This is a genomic window from Deinococcus pimensis DSM 21231, from assembly GCF_000519345.1.
Taxonomy (GTDB): domain Bacteria; phylum Deinococcota; class Deinococci; order Deinococcales; family Deinococcaceae; genus Deinococcus_A; species Deinococcus_A pimensis.
Genome location: NZ_KI912680.1, coordinates 6,470 through 7,142 on the forward strand (window position 1 = coordinate 6,470; position 673 = coordinate 7,142).

General features: G+C 75.0%; 2 protein-coding genes. Both read right to left on the minus strand.

What is annotated here, in order from left to right; all coding sequences use genetic code 11:
- Positions 1-191 (minus strand): SDR family NAD(P)-dependent oxidoreductase (locus DEIPI_RS35020; protein ID WP_045235304.1); only part of this gene is annotated, 191 nt, incomplete at its 3' end.
- Between the two features lie 19 nt (positions 192-210).
- Complete coding sequence (locus tag DEIPI_RS35025; RefSeq protein WP_052352061.1) at positions 211-501, minus strand: hypothetical protein; 291 nt, start codon at positions 499-501, stop codon at positions 211-213.
- Positions 502-673: the final 172 nt, after the last annotated feature.

Below are 673 nucleotides of genomic sequence, written 5' to 3' on the forward strand. Positions count from 1 at the left end.
CCCAGCGCACGCCCGCCCGCCTCCGTGATGTCGCGCGCGGCGCCCTCCGTGCGTTCCAGCGTGCGGCCCAGCAGCGTGACGGCGCAGCCGTGCCAGGCGAAGTGCCGGGCGATCTCGAGGTTGATGCCGCTGCCGCCCCCGGTGACGAGGGCGTGCTTTCCTTGCAGGACGTCGGACGCGAAGGTGGTCATGGACGCACTGTACAGGGAATCAGGCGCTCTCCCCGAACAGCGGTCCGAGGTCCGTGAGGCGCCCGGTGGGCCGCGCGTCCGCCCAGGCGTAGCCGCGGAACACCGTGAGGTAACGGTCCTCGTCCACGTCGCGGGTGGTGCCGTCGGGGCCGCCGACGCGCACGAGGTCGCCGCGCGCGGTGAGGAGGTACTCGCCCTTGGGCCGCCCGAGGTACGTGAGGCGCGCGGCGAACACCGCTCCGCCCCGCGCCCGCAGCAGGGCGAGCAGATCGGCGGGGGAGAGGACGGGGGAGGGCGGGACGACGCTCACTTCCTCAGCGCCTCCATCACGAGGCGCGGGTCGAGGTGCTCCGCGTTCCACTCCACGGCGGTCCGCAGGCTCTCCTCGTGCGGATGGCGGGCCTCCAGGACGGCCTTCGTGCCTGCCACCGCCAGGGGCGGGAGGGCCGCGAGCTCGCGGGCGAGCGCGCGGGCGTGCGCGA